This is a genomic window from Pseudomonas sp. B22129 (assembly GCF_044218875.1).
Taxonomy (GTDB): domain Bacteria; phylum Pseudomonadota; class Gammaproteobacteria; order Pseudomonadales; family Pseudomonadaceae; genus Aquipseudomonas.
On sequence record NZ_CP162592.1, the window covers coordinates 3,611,209 to 3,624,934 of the forward strand.

Below are 13,726 nucleotides of genomic sequence, written 5' to 3' on the forward strand. Positions count from 1 at the left end.
TGCCATGTCACTTCCCACTACGGTTATCGAACCCTTGAGCTTTCGCGAAGCGCTCGGGCACTACGCGTCCGGCATCACGGTGATTACCTCCCAGGTAGATGGCGAGCCGATTGGTTTCACGTGCCAGTCGTTCTACAGCGTCTCGGTGAGCCCGCCGCTGGTGTCGTTCAGCGTCATGTGCAGCTCGGCCAGCTATCCCAAGATCCGCCGGGCCGGGCGGTTTGCCGTGAACATCCTGTCGGGTGAACAGGTCGGGATTTCCAACCGGTTCGCCCGGCGCGGCACAGACAAGTGGCAGGGCGTCGACTGGCAGGCGTCGCCGCTGGGTAACCCCATCATCGGCGGCAGCCTGCACTGGCTGGATTGCGAAATTCACGCCGAGCACGTTGCCGGTGATCACCTGATCGTGATTGGTGAAGTGAAAGCGCTGAACCTGCAGGAAGCCGCTGCGACGCAGCCCTTGCTGTATTTCAAGGGGCAATATTGCAACCTCGCCACGCACAGCGCTGTTTGAGCCTTTACCGGAGCACGTTGCCGTGCTCCGGTTTTTCATGCCCGAACGTCCTGCAGATTTCAGCCCGTCACGGCTCGGGGCAGTAAACCAGCCCCTTTTCTCATCAAACAGGTCTACCATGCCTCCCCGGCAGTGGTTCCACGCGCTACCGACTCTTCTTATTAAAGGTACCGCCATGTCCATCGACCAAATTTCCCTTCCTAAAGGCGTAGGCCCTCACGCCGCCAAGCTGCGCGACGCCATCACCGGCGCCGCCACCCATGAAGAACTCAACCGCGCAGGCGGGAAAGCCGAGGGGTTTGTGTTGGGGCTGGAAGCTAGCAAAGCCATCAAAAGCCAGATCGCTGAATCGTTGTATGTGGCTTACGATGACGCGGCGAGTCATCGTGAAGGTGAGCTGAAGGGCTGATGTTCAATCAGGGCAATGTCGCGTGGTTTTCCGCTCAGGTCTTCGCACATGTCGAGCGGCAGGGGCTGGTGAAGGTTTCGTAGCGATGGGTGATTAAAGTGCCGAGGAAGATCAAAGTACATGCCCTGCATCTCGCCCAGCGGTTGGTTGAGTCAGGTTGGACCCTGAAACACGAGTTCAAGGCTGAAAATGTAACCTACGAGTGGTATCTGGAGTGGGAGCATGCCGGAGACCCGCCGACATTCAAGGACGCATAAACATGACATTGACCGTCAACACCTTCCTCGAACTGGCCATGGCCAACCCCGTCAACGCCGAAATCATCGCGCGCTTGCCAGCCCTCGGCGTGAGCCAGTGCATGCTCACGGCGGGTTGTCTGTTTCAGGCGGTGTGGAATCACCAGGCGAATTTGCCTGCTGATCAGGGTGTGAAGGATTACGACGTTTTTTATTTTGACACCGACCTTTCCTACGAGGCGGAAGACAAGGTCATTCGAGCGGCTGAGCATTTGTTTCAAGACCTTGGCGTCAATGTGGAAGTGAAGAATCAGGCGCGGGTTCATCTTTGGTATGGCCAGCGCTTTGGCCGGCCCTATCCGCAATTGCACACGGCTCAACAGGGCGTTGACCGTTACCTCGTCGCGGGTACGTGTATCGGTCTGGAGATAGACACAGGCGAGGTGTATGCGCCATACGGGTTGGAAGACGTGGCGCAGGGTATTTTGCGGATTAATCCGCTGCACCCCGAGCCTGAATTGTTCGTGGCGAAGGCCAGGAGTTATCAGTCGCGCTGGCCGTGGCTCAGGATTGTGACGCCGCAAGCAGTTTAGCGATGCAGGCTTTGGCGGTTGGCAGCGAATGCGTGGTGATCCCTTCGCAGCCTCGCTGAAGCTCGACAGCTCCCACAGGGGACTTGCTGTGTTGGGAAGACCGCTATCAGCAAGGCCAGCTTGCCGGGCGCTTTATCGCCAGCAATGAAGCTCCAATGTGGGAGCTGGCTTGCCTGCGAAGACGGCGGCACGGCCAATAAAGAGGTCGCCTGACCTACCGCCTTCGCAGCCTCGCCAGGGCTCGACCGCTCCCACAGGGGATCGCAGTGAACTTTTACCTGCGTGTTGGGCGTCCAAGCTTGAAATGATCAACTGAGCACAGACGATGACCTTCTTTATCTTCCTGCTAGCCTGCGCTGCCGCTGCGAGTACCGGCATTCTCTTCAAGCCGGGCGCTTGGTACGAGGCGCTGGTTAAACCCGGCTTCACGCCGCCCAATTGGCTGTTCCCTGTCGCGTGGACGATTATCTATTTGTTGCTCGCCTGGGCCGGTTATCGGTTAAGCCTGATACCGGACAGCCAGGCCGTGCTGGCGTTGTGGGCGGCGCAAATTGCGTTGAACACGCTGTGGACGCCGGTATTTTTCGGTGCGCATCGCATCTTCGCGGCAATGGTGGTGATCACGCTGCTTTGGGTGACCGTGGCGACCATGGTAGTGCTGGCCGTGCGCCTGGATTTGATCACCGGGTTGATCCTGTTTCCGTACCTGGTGTGGCTGAGTGTCGCGGCAGCATTGAATTTCTCGATTTTGCGCAATAACCGCTGATGGCCCATAAACCCTGGCCTGCCAGTGAGCCCGAGCTGGCGCGGCGGTGCTGTATTACGGCGCATACGATACACATTGCTGCTGAACGGGCCGGGAATGGCCGCAGGCCGAGGCGCATTTGCTGCCAGAAGCTGCTCATGGCTTTATCCATTTCCCGGTGGCGCTGGGCGCCAGTGTGTTGGCTTACAGCCACCGGTGGATCACTCGGCAAATGCTCACGCCTGCTCTTGAGGGCTGACCAACAAGGCCTGCCAGGCCAAGCCAAGCTGGACCAGTTTCTCCACCGGGAAAGGCGCAGAAGTGAACCGCAAGGAAATGGGGGTTACGTAAAGGATACGCAGGTGAATTTCACCAGGCTTTTTGCTTTTTACCAGTGACAGCCGGTTCCAGATGAAGCGGGCAGGTTTCCACTTCACCACCTGCCCCGGAGCTGAAGCCGTAAAAAAAGCTGACAACCTGGGGGCGTCTGCGGCCTTTATAAAAAGGTGGAAGTTGCCCGTACTGCCTTGCTCCATGGTCAGGTAAAAGTCTTGCTTCCTGGATTGCAGGAACAGGTAAACGCAGCGCCAGCCGCTTTCATGGCAAACACTGAACAACGCTTTTGCATTGATCATGGTTGAAGTCTTCCGTGACGGGGTTCCGTGAGGTGTAGCTGATGCCGCGCAGGTTTGCACGTGCAGGGGCTCAGGCTCAATGCCACCGCCTTCGCAGGCAAGCCAGCTCCCACACGGATTTGCGCTTGCTCTGTCAGATAGGGCGCAGCCGCAGTATCTGCGCGCCGTCAAACGGGTCTGTCAGGTAATGCGCCTGCACGCCAAACGTGTTGCGCAAGCGCTCTGGGGTCAGCACCTCCAGCGGTTTACCCAGCGCCACTAACCGCCCGTGATCCAGCACGGCCAGCCGATCACACGTCAGCGCCTGATTCAGGTCATGCAGGGCAATCAAGGTGGTCACCGGCAGCGCTTGCACGCCTTTCAAAATCCCCAGCTGATGCTGAATGTCCAGGTGATTGGTCGGCTCATCCAGCAGCAAAATCTGCGGCCGTTGCGCCAAGGCGCGGGCGATGTGTACGCGTTGGCGTTCGCCGCCGGAGAGGCTGCGCCAGGCCCGCTGGCTCAGGTGGGTGGCGTCTACATCGTGCAAGGCTTGATGCACGATGGCGTCGTCTTCGGCGGACCACGGGCTCAGCGCCGACAGCCACGGCGTGCGGCCCAACGCCACGGCGTCGAACACGCGAATGGCGTCGTCAGTGTCGGCCTGTTGCTCCACCACGGCCAGTTGTTGCGCGATGGCGCGACGGGACAAATTTCCCAGGCGCTGCCCGCCCAGCAGCACTTCACCGGACGCCGGTGTACGCAAGCCAGCGAGCAGTTTGAGCAGGGTGGATTTGCCGGAGCCGTTTGGCCCGACAATCCCCAGTGTTTCGCCGGTTTTCACTTCCAGGTGGATATCGCGCAGCAACTCGGCCTCACGCACCTTGAAGCCCAGCCCGCTGCAACTGAGCACGCTCATCGCGCATTCCTCCGGCCGATCAGGATCAGCGCAAACACTGGGGCGCCCACCAGAGCGGTGACCACGCCAACCGGAATCACCTGGCCCTTGATCAACGTGCGGGACAGCACATCGGCCGCAATCAGAAACAGCGCGCCACCCAATGCGCTGGCCGGCAGCAAGCGTGAATGCCCGGTACCGAGCAGCAGGCGCGCGGCGTGGGGAATCACCAATCCGACAAAGCCGATAGAGCCAACAATCGACACCATCACCGCCGTCACCAGCGCTGCGCAGCCCACCAATACCAGCTGTACGCGGCGCACCGGGATGCCCAGGGAGGCCGCCGAATCAGTGCCGAAAGTGAACGCATCCAGCGCGCGACGGTGCCACAGGCACACGGCCAAGCCTGCGACCGCCACCGGCACTGCCAGCCACACCGACGGCCAGCGCACGCCGCTGAGGTTGCCCAGCAGCCAGAACATGATGCCGCGCGCCTGTTCGGAACTGGCGGACTTGGTGATGAGGAACGCGGTGAGCGCGTTGAACAGCTGCGAACCGGCGATACCCGCGAGAATGATTTGCCCGGTGCCGCTGGCAGAACCGCTGGCCCGCGCCAGCAGAATAACCAAAGCAAATGCAGCCATCGCGCCCACAAACGCGCCCGCCGACAACGAAATCAAACCGCCGCCGACGCCGATCAGCGCGACCAGAACAGCGCCGGTGGAAGCCCCGGCGCTGATGCCCAATAAGTACGGATCCGCCAACGGGTTGCGCAACAGCGACTGCAGGATCACCCCGCACGTCGCCAGCCCGGCCCCGCACGCGGCGGCCACCAGGGCGCGCGTCAGACGGTAGTTCCACACCACGCCTTCGTCGATGGGGTCGAGTACATAGCCGGCAGCCCAGAGTTTGTTGGCCAGCACTTGCAGCACCACCTGTGGCGAGATGGCGGTTTCGCCAATGGCCACGCCAGCCAGCACGGCCGCCAGCAGCAAGGCGAGGGCGAGCAGGGTGCGCATCATTTGGGCAGGTCGTATCCGTCGATGGCTGCGGCCAGTTGTTCCAGGCCATCGAACATGCGGATGCTGGCCTGCAACGCCAAGGCGTCGAGGATGATGATGCGGTTGTTTTTCACGGCGTCCATATTGCGTGTCACCGGGTCGCTGCGCAGGAAGGCGAGTTTCTTTTCATGGTCGTCGGCGGGGTAGCGGCGCCGGTCCATGCGCGCGATCACCAGGAAGGTCGGGTTGGCCTTGGCAATGGTTTCCCAGCCGACGGCGGGCCACTCCTCATCGGACTGCACCACGTTGGACAGGCCTAGGGTTTCCAGCATGAATTCGGGAATGCCCTTGTGGCCCGCCACATACGGGTCGCTGGCCATTTCGGAGCTGGAGAACCACACCAGCGCGCTGGCGTGCTTGAGGCCTTTGCCTTGTGCAGTGGCAACCGACTTGGCCAGGCGCGCCTTGAGCTCGTCGTTCAGCTGTTGGCCGCGGTCTTGTACGTCGAAAATTTCGGCGAGCTGGCTGATGCTTTTATAGATCGTCTCGATATGGAACGGCTCAAGACGGGTGCCATCGGCGCCCACCAGGTTGTCCTTGCCTTCGCAGTCGGAGGGCAGCAGGTAGGTGGGGATTTTCAGTTCGTGAAACTGCTCGCGGGTGCCAACCACACCTTGGGGGCCGACCACCCATTCCAGTTCGGCGGCCACCAGTTGCGGGCGTTTGGCGATCACGGCTTCGAAGCTCGGCTCGTTGTCGGCCAGGCGCTCGATCTTGTCGTTCTGCGCCTTGAACTGTGGCAACACGCTGTTGAACCACAACGAGGTGCCGACCACTTTATCGGCCACGCCCAGGGCGTAGAGCATTTCAGTGGCGGCCTGGCCGATGGTCACGCTGCGCGCCGGTGCCTGCTGGAAGGTGATCGTGCTGCCGCAGTTCTGCACGGTCAGCGGGTAATGGGTGGGTGCAGCCTGGGCCAGGGCGCAGAAGCCAACACCTGCGAGCAGGACGGTAACGCGTGGCAGCATGGGGCAATCTCCGTGAGAACCGTAGGTGAAGCGGGAGAGGTACGGTTCGGAAACACACCCTCAGAGGCTGCGGGTAAGGCAGGCGAGGACGTCCTTCCCGGACACCCCGCCGGTCAGTGATAACGCTGGGCCGGCAGGTCTCCTGACTGATGCGTCGTCGCCACGCTCCGGCCTTCCCGAGCGCAGCTCAGTGGCGTTTTGGAGCAGGCTCAGCACCTACAGTTGCGGGGGCAGTTTCGATTGACGTCGCGCGCGGCGTTTCGAATTCCCTATTAGTCCCGTTTGGGAACCGGCGCGGTATGGTAGTCGATTAGGATCAGTGAGGGGAGTTTCTTAAAGATGGCTCAGTGATATCATCTGCCGCGTTCATGCCCCTTGCTCATGGAGAGCCTATGCACTTTCGCCGTGTTGTCGCGTTGACTCATTTGTCTGCCGTATTGCTGCTTTCGGGCTGTGCCCAATCGGTTGCGCCGCCTGCGGCGGTTGCCCCTGTACAGCTTGAAGCCCTGGGCCAGCCACTGCCCTCAAGCCCTGCGCGCGCGGGGTGGATCGACCAGATTATCAAGCAGGATCCGGTAGTGGTTTCATCGCTCAAACCGGTGTTGAAACCGGCGGTGGATAACGATGAGCGCATCGCCCGGCTGCGTAAACAGGATGGCGGCGTGTTGCCGGAGGGCTACTGGGCGCTCTACAAACAAAATCTGGAAGCCATGCAGTACGACTTGAATCACCAGCACGATGCAGCGCGCGAGCAATACACGCAGGTTTACCGGGATGAATTGGGCCGTTTGAGTGATTCGACGCTGCAGGCCATGGCCACCACACCGCAGGCGGTGGATGCCGGTACCCGGCGCCAGCTGAGTGCGCGGATGAGCGACCGCATGGTGAACTACATGACCACCAGCGAGCAGGCATTCAAAGGCGCCACGGATGCGCACCTTAACCGCATGGCCTTGATGGACCGACAGTACAACGTGTGTGCGCGCAAGCCCGATTGCTGGGATGCGCCCGTCAAAAAGTGAAGTGCCCGTTTGACCCCGTGGCGAGAGAGCAGGCTCCCTCGCCACGGGAGCAGGTTTGACGTTATTTGCGATCCAGCCACACCGTCTGCGCATTGCAGAATTCCCGCACGCCGAAGTGCGACAATTCCCGCCCAAAGCCACTCTTCTTCACACCACCGAATGCCACCCGAGGGTCCGACACGCTGAACGCGTTGACGAAGATCCCGCCGGTTTCCAGTTGGTTTGCAATATCACGCGCCTTCGCAGAATCCGTGGTGAAGATGCTCGCGGTCAGGCCGAACTCGCTGTCGTTGGCCAAGGCCACAGCATGGTCGGCGTCACGGGCGGTGATGATCGACGCCACCGGGCCGAACAGTTCCTGTTTGAACGAGGTCATCTGGTCGGTCACGCCGGCCAGCACGGTCGGCTCGTAATAGTTGCCCGCGCCTGGCACTTTGTTGCCGCCCAGTAGCAAGATCGCGCCTTCTTCCAGGGTGGCCTGGACCTGGCCGTGCAGTTCGTCACGCAAGTCGAAGCGTGCCATCGGGCCGACGTAGGTGCTTGTCGACGTCGGGTCGCCCATCACCAGCGCGCGGCTGGCTTCGAGGAATTTAGCGGTGAAGGCTTCGGCCACGCCGGCTTCGATGATCAAGCGCTTGGCGGCGGCGCAGACTTGGCCACTGTTCTGGAAACGGCCGATCAGCGCGGCCTGCACGGCGGCGTCGAGGTCGGCGTCGTTGAGCACAATGAACGGATCGGAGCCGCCCAGTTCCAGCACGCATTTTTTCAGCGCGGCGCCGGCCTGAGAGCCGATGGCGATGCCGGCGCGCACGCTGCCGGTCAGGGTCACGGCGGCGATGCGTGGGTCGGCGATGGCTTTGGACACGCCGTCAGTGGTCACGTTGATCACTTCAAACACGCCTTCGGCAAAGCCTGCTTTGTGGAACGCTTGCTGGATCAGGTAGGCGCTGCCCATTACGTTCGGTGCGTGTTTGAGCACGTAGGTATTGCCGGCGAGCAGGGTTGGCACGGCGCCGCGCAGCACTTGCCACACCGGGAAGTTCCACGGCATGACGGCGAGGATCGGGCCCAGCGGGCGGTATTCGATGTGGGCGGTGCCGTTGTCCACCAGGGTCGGTTCCGGGGCGAGCATGGCTGGGCCGTGAGTGGCGTACCACTCGCTCAGTTGCGCACATTTTTCGATTTCGGCGCGGGCCTGGGCGATGGGTTTGCCCATTTCCAGGGTGATCATTTGCGCCATGTCTTCGGCTTGTTCACGCAGGGCGGCGGCCAGGGCCATCAGCAGTTCTGCGCGTTGGCTCACCGGTTGGCGGCGCCAGGTACGGAAGGCAGCGGTGGCGCGGTTGAGGGCGGCCTCCAGTTGCGAATCGGTTTCGTACGGGTAGCTGCCGACGGTTTCGCCATTAGCCGGGTTGATCGAGAGAGCGTGGGTAGTCGCGTTCATGGCACCGTCCTGCGCAGTGATTTAAGTTGCGTTCAGCGTACGGGGCTATCTCTTTTCTGGAAACTGAATAATATTAAGCAATACGTTCACGATTGGAGAATGATTTGGACTTGGTGCAGCTGGAAATTTTCAAGGCCGTTGCCGAGCAAGGCAGCATCAGCGCCGCCGCGCAGTTGATTCATCGGGTGCCGTCGAACCTGACCACCCGTATCAAACAATTGGAGCAGGACCTGGGCGTGGAATTGTTTATCCGCGAGAAAAGCCGCCTGCGGCTGTCACCGGCGGGGTGGAATTTCCTCGGCTATGCGCGGCGCATTCTTGATTTGGTGCAGGAAGCCCGCGCGACGGTGGCGGGGGAGGAGCCTCAGGGTGCCTTCGCTCTGGGCTCGTTGGAAAGCACGGCGGCGGTACGCATTCCGTCGCTGCTGGCGGCGTATAACCAGAAGCACGCCAAGGTCGAGCTGGACCTGAGCACCGGGCCGTCGGGCACGATGATCGAGGGCGTGCTGTCCGGGCGGCTGGCGGCGGCGTTTGTCGATGGGCCGGTGCTGCATGCCACGCTGGAAGGGGTGGCGGTGTTTGAGGAGGAAATGGTGGTGATCGCGCCGCTGCATCACGCGCCGATCACCCGGGGGCAGGACGTGAACGGGGAAAGCATCTATACCTTTCGTTCCAACTGCTCGTACCGCCATCACTTGGAGCGCTGGTTTTCACAAGATGGCGCGGTGCCGGGCAAGATTTTCGAGATTGAGTCCTACCACGGCATGCTTGCCTGCGTCAGCGCCGGCGCCGGGCTGGCGCTGATGCCACGCAGCATGCTGGAGAGCATGCCGGGGTATGCGGCGGTGAGTGTGTGGCCACTGACGGACAACTTCCGCATTCTGCATACCTGGCTGATCTGGCGGCGGGGCACGGTGTCGCAGAGTCTCAACAGCTTCGTAAAGCTGCTGGAGGAGCGCAATCTGGTCGCAACCTGAATCCAATGTGGGAGCCAGCTCCCACATTTTTGATCTTCATCAGCCGCCGAACTGGAAGGTGCCCATCGCCAGTTTGGCCATGATGGCCGTCGCGCCCAATTGCACCAGCCACAGCGCCAGGCCGCCGAGGAATACGCCAAGGGCCACTTGCAACACCAGGCTCTTCTGGCGCTTGGCTTGCGGGGCGCGCGGGGTGAAGTCATGCAACTCGTCGCGGTCGGCGCGCAGGTCCAGGTCGTCGTTTCTCATAAGGCTCTCACGGCAAAGGGGCAGTCGGGGTTCAGTTTAGGGCTTGGGCGCACGTCGCAGCGATCTTTTTGCGGCCAGCTTTATGCAGCGAGCGAGTTTGTTGTGGCGAGCGAGCTTGCTCGCGCTGGGGCGCGTAGCGGCCCCTTGTTCAGGCACCGCGGTCGTCCAGTAAGTTCACCGTCGCAGGTTTTGGGGCCGCTGCGCAGCCCAGCGCGAGCTCGCTCGCCACAGGAAACAGGGGAGCATCAGTATAAAAAAGGGGAAGCCATTGGCTTCCCCTTTTCACAACCGCTGAGGCTTACAACACCTTAACGATGGCTTCGGTGACTGCACCAATGTTGGACTGGTTCAGCGCCGCCACGCAGATACGCCCGGTGTCCAGCGCGTAGATGCCGAACTCGGTGCGCAGGCGGGTGACTTGTTCAACGGTCAGGCCGGAGTAGGAAAACATCCCGCGCTGACGGCCGACGAAGCTGAAGTCCTGGCCCGGGGCTGCCTTGGCCAGGGTGGCGACCATTTGCTCGCGCATGCCGCGGATGCGCAGGCGCATTTCGGCCAGTTCGGCTTCCCACTGGGCGCGCAGCTCAGGGGTGTTCAGCACTGCTGCCACAATCGCCGCGCCGTGGGTAGGCGGGTTGGAGTAGTTGGTGCGGATCACGCGCTTGACCTGGGACAGGATGCGCGCGCTTTCTTCCTTGGACTCGCCAACGATGGACAGTGCGCCCACGCGTTCGCCGTACAGCGAGAACGATTTGGAGAACGAGCTGGAGACAAAGAAGGTCAGGCCCGACTCAGCGAACAGGCGCACCGCAGCGGCGTCTTCGTGGATGCCGTCGCCGAAGCCCTGGTACGCCATGTCGAGGAACGGCACCAGGTTTTTCGCCTTGACCACGTCCAGCACGTTTTGCCAGTCGGCCGGGCTCAGGTCGACGCCGGTCGGGTTGTGGCAGCAGGCGTGCAGCACCACGATGGACTGTGGCGGCAGGGCGTTGAGGTCTTCGAGCAGGCCGGCGCGGTTCACGTCGTGGGTGGCCGCGTCGTAGTAGCGGTAGTTCTGCACCGGGAAACCGGCGGTTTCGAACAGGGCGCGGTGGTTTTCCCAGCTCGGGTCGCTGATGGCGACGACGGCATCCGGCAGCAGTTGCTTGAGGAAGTCAGCGCCGATTTTCAGCGCGCCGGTGCCGCCGACCGCTTGTACGGTGGTGACGCGGCCGGCAGCCAGCAGTGGCGACTCAGCCCCGAACAGCAGGGTTTGCACGGCTTTGTCGTAGGCGGCAATACCGTCGATCGGCAAGTAGCCACGGGCGGCGTGTTGCGCCACACGAATGGCTTCCGCTTCGGCAACGGCACGCAAGAGTGGAATCTTCCCCTCCTCGTTGCAGTAAACGCCCACGCCAAGGTTGACCTTGGTGGTTCGTGTGTCGGCGTTGAATGCTTCGTTGAGGCCCAGGATTGGATCGCGTGGTGCCAACTCGACAGCGGAAAACAGGCTCATTTTGCGGCAGCTCTATGGGGGATAGGAGGGACGTGTCGCGCTCCAGCCGAATGCACTAGAGCGGTGCACAAACGGGGAGCTAGTATAGAGGCCCTCAACGCCGAGGGCGACCACAGAAACGGCTTTTCGACCAAGTTTTTCGGTTTATTTGCTGACCGTTAGTCTTATTGCAATGTTGATCTGTGGCAGCGGGAAAAACGATGGCCTTGAAACCCGTCACATTCGGCACCACTTCTACAGCTATCATGGTTTTTTCCTGCAACCTGCGAAGACAATTCGCGGGTCGCTGAGCTTTTTTCGTCCTGGTGCGGTTCCATCCGGGGTGACTTGAAAGAGGTACGTAATGTCGGATTTCCAGCTCGTCACCCGCTTTGAACCCGCCGGCGATCAACCCGAAGCCATTCGCTTGCTGGTCGAAGGCATCGATGCCGGCCTCGCGCACCAGACGTTGCTCGGGGTGACCGGTTCAGGCAAAACCTTCAGCATCGCCAACGTGATTGCGCAGACCAATCGCCCGACGCTGGTGCTGGCGCCGAACAAAACCCTGGCCGCGCAGCTCTATGGCGAGTTCAAGGCGTTCTTCCCGAACAACGCGGTGGAGTACTTCGTTTCCTACTACGACTACTACCAGCCCGAGGCCTACGTGCCATCCTCCGATACCTTTATCGAGAAGGATGCGTCGATCAACGACCACATCGAGCAGATGCGCTTGTCGGCGACCAAGGCGCTGCTGGAGCGCAAGGACGCGATCATTGTCACCACGGTGTCATGCATCTACGGCCTGGGCAGCCCGGAAGCCTATTTGAAGATGGTGCTGCATGTGGATCGGGGCGACAAACTCGACCAGCGCGAGCTGCTGCGCCGTCTGACGAGTTTGCAGTACACCCGCAACGATATGGATTTTGCCCGCGCCACCTTCCGCGTGCGCGGCGATGTGATTGACATCTACCCGGCCGAATCCGACCTCGAAGCCATCCGCATTGAGCTGTTCGATGACGAAGTGGAGAGCCTGTCGGCGTTCGACCCGTTGACCGGCGAGGTGATCCGCAAGCTGCCACGCTTCACGTTCTATCCAAAAAGCCACTATGTGACCCCGCGTGAAACCCTGATGGGTGCCATCGAGGGCATCAAGGGCGAGTTGGTCGAGCGCCTGGATTACCTGCGCGCCAATAACAAACTGGTGGAAGCCCAGCGTTTGGAGCAGCGCACGCGCTTCGACCTGGAGATGATCCTGGAGTTGGGCTACTGCAACGGCATCGAAAACTACTCGCGCTACCTCTCAGGTCGCGAATCCGGGCAGGCGCCGCCGACGCTGTTTGACTACTTGCCGGACGACGCGCTGCTGGTGATCGACGAGTCCCACGTCAGCGTGCCGCAGGTCGGCGCGATGTACAAAGGTGACCGCTCGCGTAAAGAAACGCTGGTGGAGTACGGGTTCCGCCTGCCGTCGGCGCTGGATAACCGGCCGATGCGCTTCGACGAGTTCGAAGGCATCAGCCCGCAGACCATTTTTGTCTCGGCCACGCCGGGTAATTACGAAGCCGAGCATGCAGGGCGCGTGGTTGAGCAGTTGGTGCGCCCGACCGGCCTGGTGGACCCGGAAATCGAAATTCGCCCGGCGCTGACCCAGGTCGACGACCTGCTGTCGGAAATCACCAAGCGCGTCGCCCTCGAAGAGCGGGTGCTGGTGACGACGCTGACCAAGCGCATGTCCGAAGACTTGACTGACTACCTGGCCGACCACGGCGTGCGCGTGCGGTACCTGCACTCGGACATCGACACCGTGGAACGCGTGGAAATCATCCGTGACCTGCGCCTGGGCACCTTTGACGTACTGGTGGGCATCAACCTGCTGCGCGAAGGCCTGGACATGCCGGAAGTGTCGCTGGTGGCGATTCTGGACGCGGACAAGGAGGGCTTTTTGCGCTCCGAGCGTTCGCTGATCCAGACCATCGGCCGAGCGGCGCGTAACCTCAATGGCCGCGCGATTCTCTACGCGGACCGTATCACCGGCTCCATGGAGCGGGCGATTGGCGAGACGCAGCGTCGTCGCGACAAGCAGATAGCCTTCAACCTGGAAAACGGCATTACCCCCAAAGGTGTATTCAAGGACGTCGCCGACATCATGGAAGGCGCCACCGTACCAGGCTCGCGCAGCAAAAAGCGCAAGGGCATGGCCAAGGCCGCCGAAGAAAGCGCCAAGTACGAGAACGAACTGCGCTCGCCGAGTGAGATCACCAAACGTATCCGGCAACTGGAAGAGAAAATGTACCAGTTGGCGCGGGACCTGGAGTTCGAGGCGGCGGCGCAGACGCGGGATGAGATTGGCAAATTGCGCGAGCGTCTTTTGGCTGTTTGATCTGTAGTGACTGAGCTGACGCCTTCGCGAGCAAGCCCGCTCCCACAGGTTGACCGCATTTCAACTGAATGAATGCGGTCAACCTGTGGGAGCGGGCTTGCTCGCGAATGCAGGCGCCTCGGTCTGCCAGAATCCCCCGTGC

The 13,726-nt window shown here is 61.4% G+C and carries 14 protein-coding genes, 1 pseudogene and 1 riboswitch; of the genes and pseudogenes, 8 read left to right on the top strand and 7 right to left on the bottom strand.

Annotated features, from left to right (window positions below; all coding sequences use genetic code 11):
• Nucleotides 1–4 precede the first annotated feature (4 nt).
• The 5 genes and pseudogenes from AB4P94_RS16680 to AB4P94_RS16700 all read left to right on the top strand — a co-directional run.
• Nucleotides 5–514, top strand: a complete 510-nt coding sequence (locus AB4P94_RS16680; RefSeq protein WP_395606498.1) for a flavin reductase family protein — start codon at nucleotides 5–7, stop codon at nucleotides 512–514.
• Between the two features lie 175 nt (nucleotides 515–689).
• Nucleotides 690–923 (top strand): hypothetical protein, encoded by a 234-nt coding sequence (locus tag AB4P94_RS16685; RefSeq protein WP_395606499.1) that lies wholly within the window; start codon nucleotides 690–692, stop codon nucleotides 921–923.
• A gap of 259 nt (nucleotides 924–1,182) precedes the next feature.
• On the top strand, nucleotides 1,183–1,752 hold the full coding sequence (locus AB4P94_RS16690; RefSeq protein ID WP_395606500.1) for a nucleotidyltransferase family protein: 570 nt from the start codon (nucleotides 1,183–1,185) through the stop codon (nucleotides 1,750–1,752).
• A 325-nt stretch (nucleotides 1,753–2,077) separates the two neighbouring features.
• Nucleotides 2,078–2,518, top strand: a complete 441-nt coding sequence (locus tag AB4P94_RS16695) for a TspO/MBR family protein (RefSeq protein ID WP_395606501.1) — start codon at nucleotides 2,078–2,080, stop codon at nucleotides 2,516–2,518.
• Nucleotides 2,519–2,615: 97 nt separating this feature from the next.
• Nucleotides 2,616–2,756: pseudogene (locus AB4P94_RS16700) on the top strand (alpha/beta hydrolase); the annotation flags it as partial.
• Here the strand turns inward: AB4P94_RS16700 and AB4P94_RS16705 are convergent.
• The 4 genes from AB4P94_RS16705 to AB4P94_RS16720 form a co-directional block, all read right to left on the bottom strand.
• A complete protein-coding gene (locus tag AB4P94_RS16705; RefSeq protein WP_395606502.1) occupies nucleotides 2,734–3,132 on the bottom strand; it encodes a hypothetical protein in 399 nt (132 codons plus the stop codon). The pseudogene AB4P94_RS16700 and the gene AB4P94_RS16705 sit on opposite strands and share 23 nt — an antisense overlap.
• A 133-nt stretch (nucleotides 3,133–3,265) precedes the next feature.
• Nucleotides 3,266–4,030, bottom strand: a complete 765-nt coding sequence (locus AB4P94_RS16710; RefSeq protein WP_395606503.1) for an ABC transporter ATP-binding protein — start codon at nucleotides 4,028–4,030, stop codon at nucleotides 3,266–3,268.
• Nucleotides 4,027–5,031: a FecCD family ABC transporter permease gene (locus tag AB4P94_RS16715; RefSeq protein ID WP_395606504.1), complete on the bottom strand. Its 1,005-nt coding sequence runs from the start codon at nucleotides 5,029–5,031 to the stop codon at nucleotides 4,027–4,029. The genes AB4P94_RS16710 and AB4P94_RS16715 overlap by 4 nt, the downstream gene beginning before the upstream one ends.
• The gene (locus AB4P94_RS16720; protein WP_395606505.1) at nucleotides 5,028–6,038 is read right to left on the bottom strand and encodes an ABC transporter substrate-binding protein; all 1,011 of its coding nucleotides are present in this window, start codon (nucleotides 6,036–6,038) and stop codon (nucleotides 5,028–5,030) included. The genes AB4P94_RS16715 and AB4P94_RS16720 overlap by 4 nt, the downstream gene beginning before the upstream one ends.
• A 114-nt stretch (nucleotides 6,039–6,152) precedes the next feature.
• A riboswitch (cobalamin riboswitch) is annotated at nucleotides 6,153–6,347 on the bottom strand.
• Between the two features lie 83 nt (nucleotides 6,348–6,430).
• On the opposite strand from AB4P94_RS16720, the gene AB4P94_RS16725 reads away from it, so the two are divergent.
• Nucleotides 6,431–7,060, top strand: a complete 630-nt coding sequence (locus tag AB4P94_RS16725) for a hypothetical protein (RefSeq protein ID WP_395606506.1) — start codon at nucleotides 6,431–6,433, stop codon at nucleotides 7,058–7,060.
• A 61-nt stretch (nucleotides 7,061–7,121) separates the two neighbouring features.
• On the opposite strand, the gene AB4P94_RS16730 is transcribed toward AB4P94_RS16725, so the two are convergent.
• Entirely contained in the window at nucleotides 7,122–8,504 is a 1,383-nt protein-coding gene (locus AB4P94_RS16730; protein ID WP_395606507.1) for an aldehyde dehydrogenase family protein, read from the bottom strand.
• A gap of 104 nt (nucleotides 8,505–8,608) precedes the next feature.
• Here AB4P94_RS16730 and AB4P94_RS16735 point away from each other — a divergent pair, with 104 nt between their 5' ends.
• Nucleotides 8,609–9,481 carry a LysR family transcriptional regulator gene (locus AB4P94_RS16735; protein ID WP_395606508.1) on the top strand — a complete coding sequence of 291 codons (873 nt, stop codon included), beginning with the start codon at nucleotides 8,609–8,611 and terminating at the stop codon, nucleotides 9,479–9,481.
• Between the two features lie 39 nt (nucleotides 9,482–9,520).
• Here the strand turns inward: AB4P94_RS16735 and AB4P94_RS16740 are convergent, their stop codons facing one another.
• Nucleotides 9,521–9,730, bottom strand: a complete 210-nt coding sequence (locus tag AB4P94_RS16740; protein WP_159958220.1) for a hypothetical protein — start codon at nucleotides 9,728–9,730, stop codon at nucleotides 9,521–9,523.
• Nucleotides 9,731–10,028: 298 nt separating this feature from the next.
• Complete coding sequence (locus AB4P94_RS16745; RefSeq protein WP_395606509.1) at nucleotides 10,029–11,225, bottom strand: amino acid aminotransferase; 1,197 nt, start codon at nucleotides 11,223–11,225, stop codon at nucleotides 10,029–10,031.
• A gap of 343 nt (nucleotides 11,226–11,568) precedes the next feature.
• Between AB4P94_RS16745 and uvrB the strand changes: the two genes are divergently transcribed.
• Nucleotides 11,569–13,584, top strand: a complete 2,016-nt coding sequence (gene uvrB / locus AB4P94_RS16750) for an excinuclease ABC subunit UvrB (RefSeq protein WP_395606510.1) — start codon at nucleotides 11,569–11,571, stop codon at nucleotides 13,582–13,584.
• Nucleotides 13,585–13,726: the final 142 nt, after the last annotated feature.

Excerpts from the sequence above, each read along its gene's own strand:
- AB4P94_RS16690 (WP_395606500.1), top strand. The coding sequence starts at position 1,183 with ATGACATTGACCGTCAACACCTTCCTCGAACTGGCCATGGCCAACCCC.
- AB4P94_RS16715 (WP_395606504.1), bottom strand. The coding sequence starts at position 5,031 with ATGATGCGCACCCTGCTCGCCCTCGCCTTGCTGCTGGCGGCCGTGCTG.
- AB4P94_RS16680 (WP_395606498.1), top strand. The coding sequence starts at position 5 with ATGTCACTTCCCACTACGGTTATCGAACCCTTGAGCTTTCGCGAAGCG.
- AB4P94_RS16710 (WP_395606503.1), bottom strand. The coding sequence starts at position 4,030 with ATGAGCGTGCTCAGTTGCAGCGGGCTGGGCTTCAAGGTGCGTGAGGCC.
- AB4P94_RS16720 (WP_395606505.1), bottom strand. The coding sequence starts at position 6,038 with ATGCTGCCACGCGTTACCGTCCTGCTCGCAGGTGTTGGCTTCTGCGCC.
- AB4P94_RS16740 (WP_159958220.1), bottom strand. The coding sequence starts at position 9,730 with ATGAGAAACGACGACCTGGACCTGCGCGCCGACCGCGACGAGTTGCAT.
- AB4P94_RS16745 (WP_395606509.1), bottom strand. The coding sequence starts at position 11,225 with ATGAGCCTGTTTTCCGCTGTCGAGTTGGCACCACGCGATCCAATCCTG.
- AB4P94_RS16695 (WP_395606501.1), top strand. The coding sequence starts at position 2,078 with ATGACCTTCTTTATCTTCCTGCTAGCCTGCGCTGCCGCTGCGAGTACC.
- AB4P94_RS16705 (WP_395606502.1), bottom strand. The coding sequence starts at position 3,132 with ATGATCAATGCAAAAGCGTTGTTCAGTGTTTGCCATGAAAGCGGCTGG.
- AB4P94_RS16685 (WP_395606499.1), top strand. The coding sequence starts at position 690 with ATGTCCATCGACCAAATTTCCCTTCCTAAAGGCGTAGGCCCTCACGCC.
- AB4P94_RS16730 (WP_395606507.1), bottom strand. The coding sequence starts at position 8,504 with ATGAACGCGACTACCCACGCTCTCTCGATCAACCCGGCTAATGGCGAA.
- AB4P94_RS16725 (WP_395606506.1), top strand. The coding sequence starts at position 6,431 with ATGCACTTTCGCCGTGTTGTCGCGTTGACTCATTTGTCTGCCGTATTG.
- uvrB (WP_395606510.1), top strand. The coding sequence starts at position 11,569 with ATGTCGGATTTCCAGCTCGTCACCCGCTTTGAACCCGCCGGCGATCAA.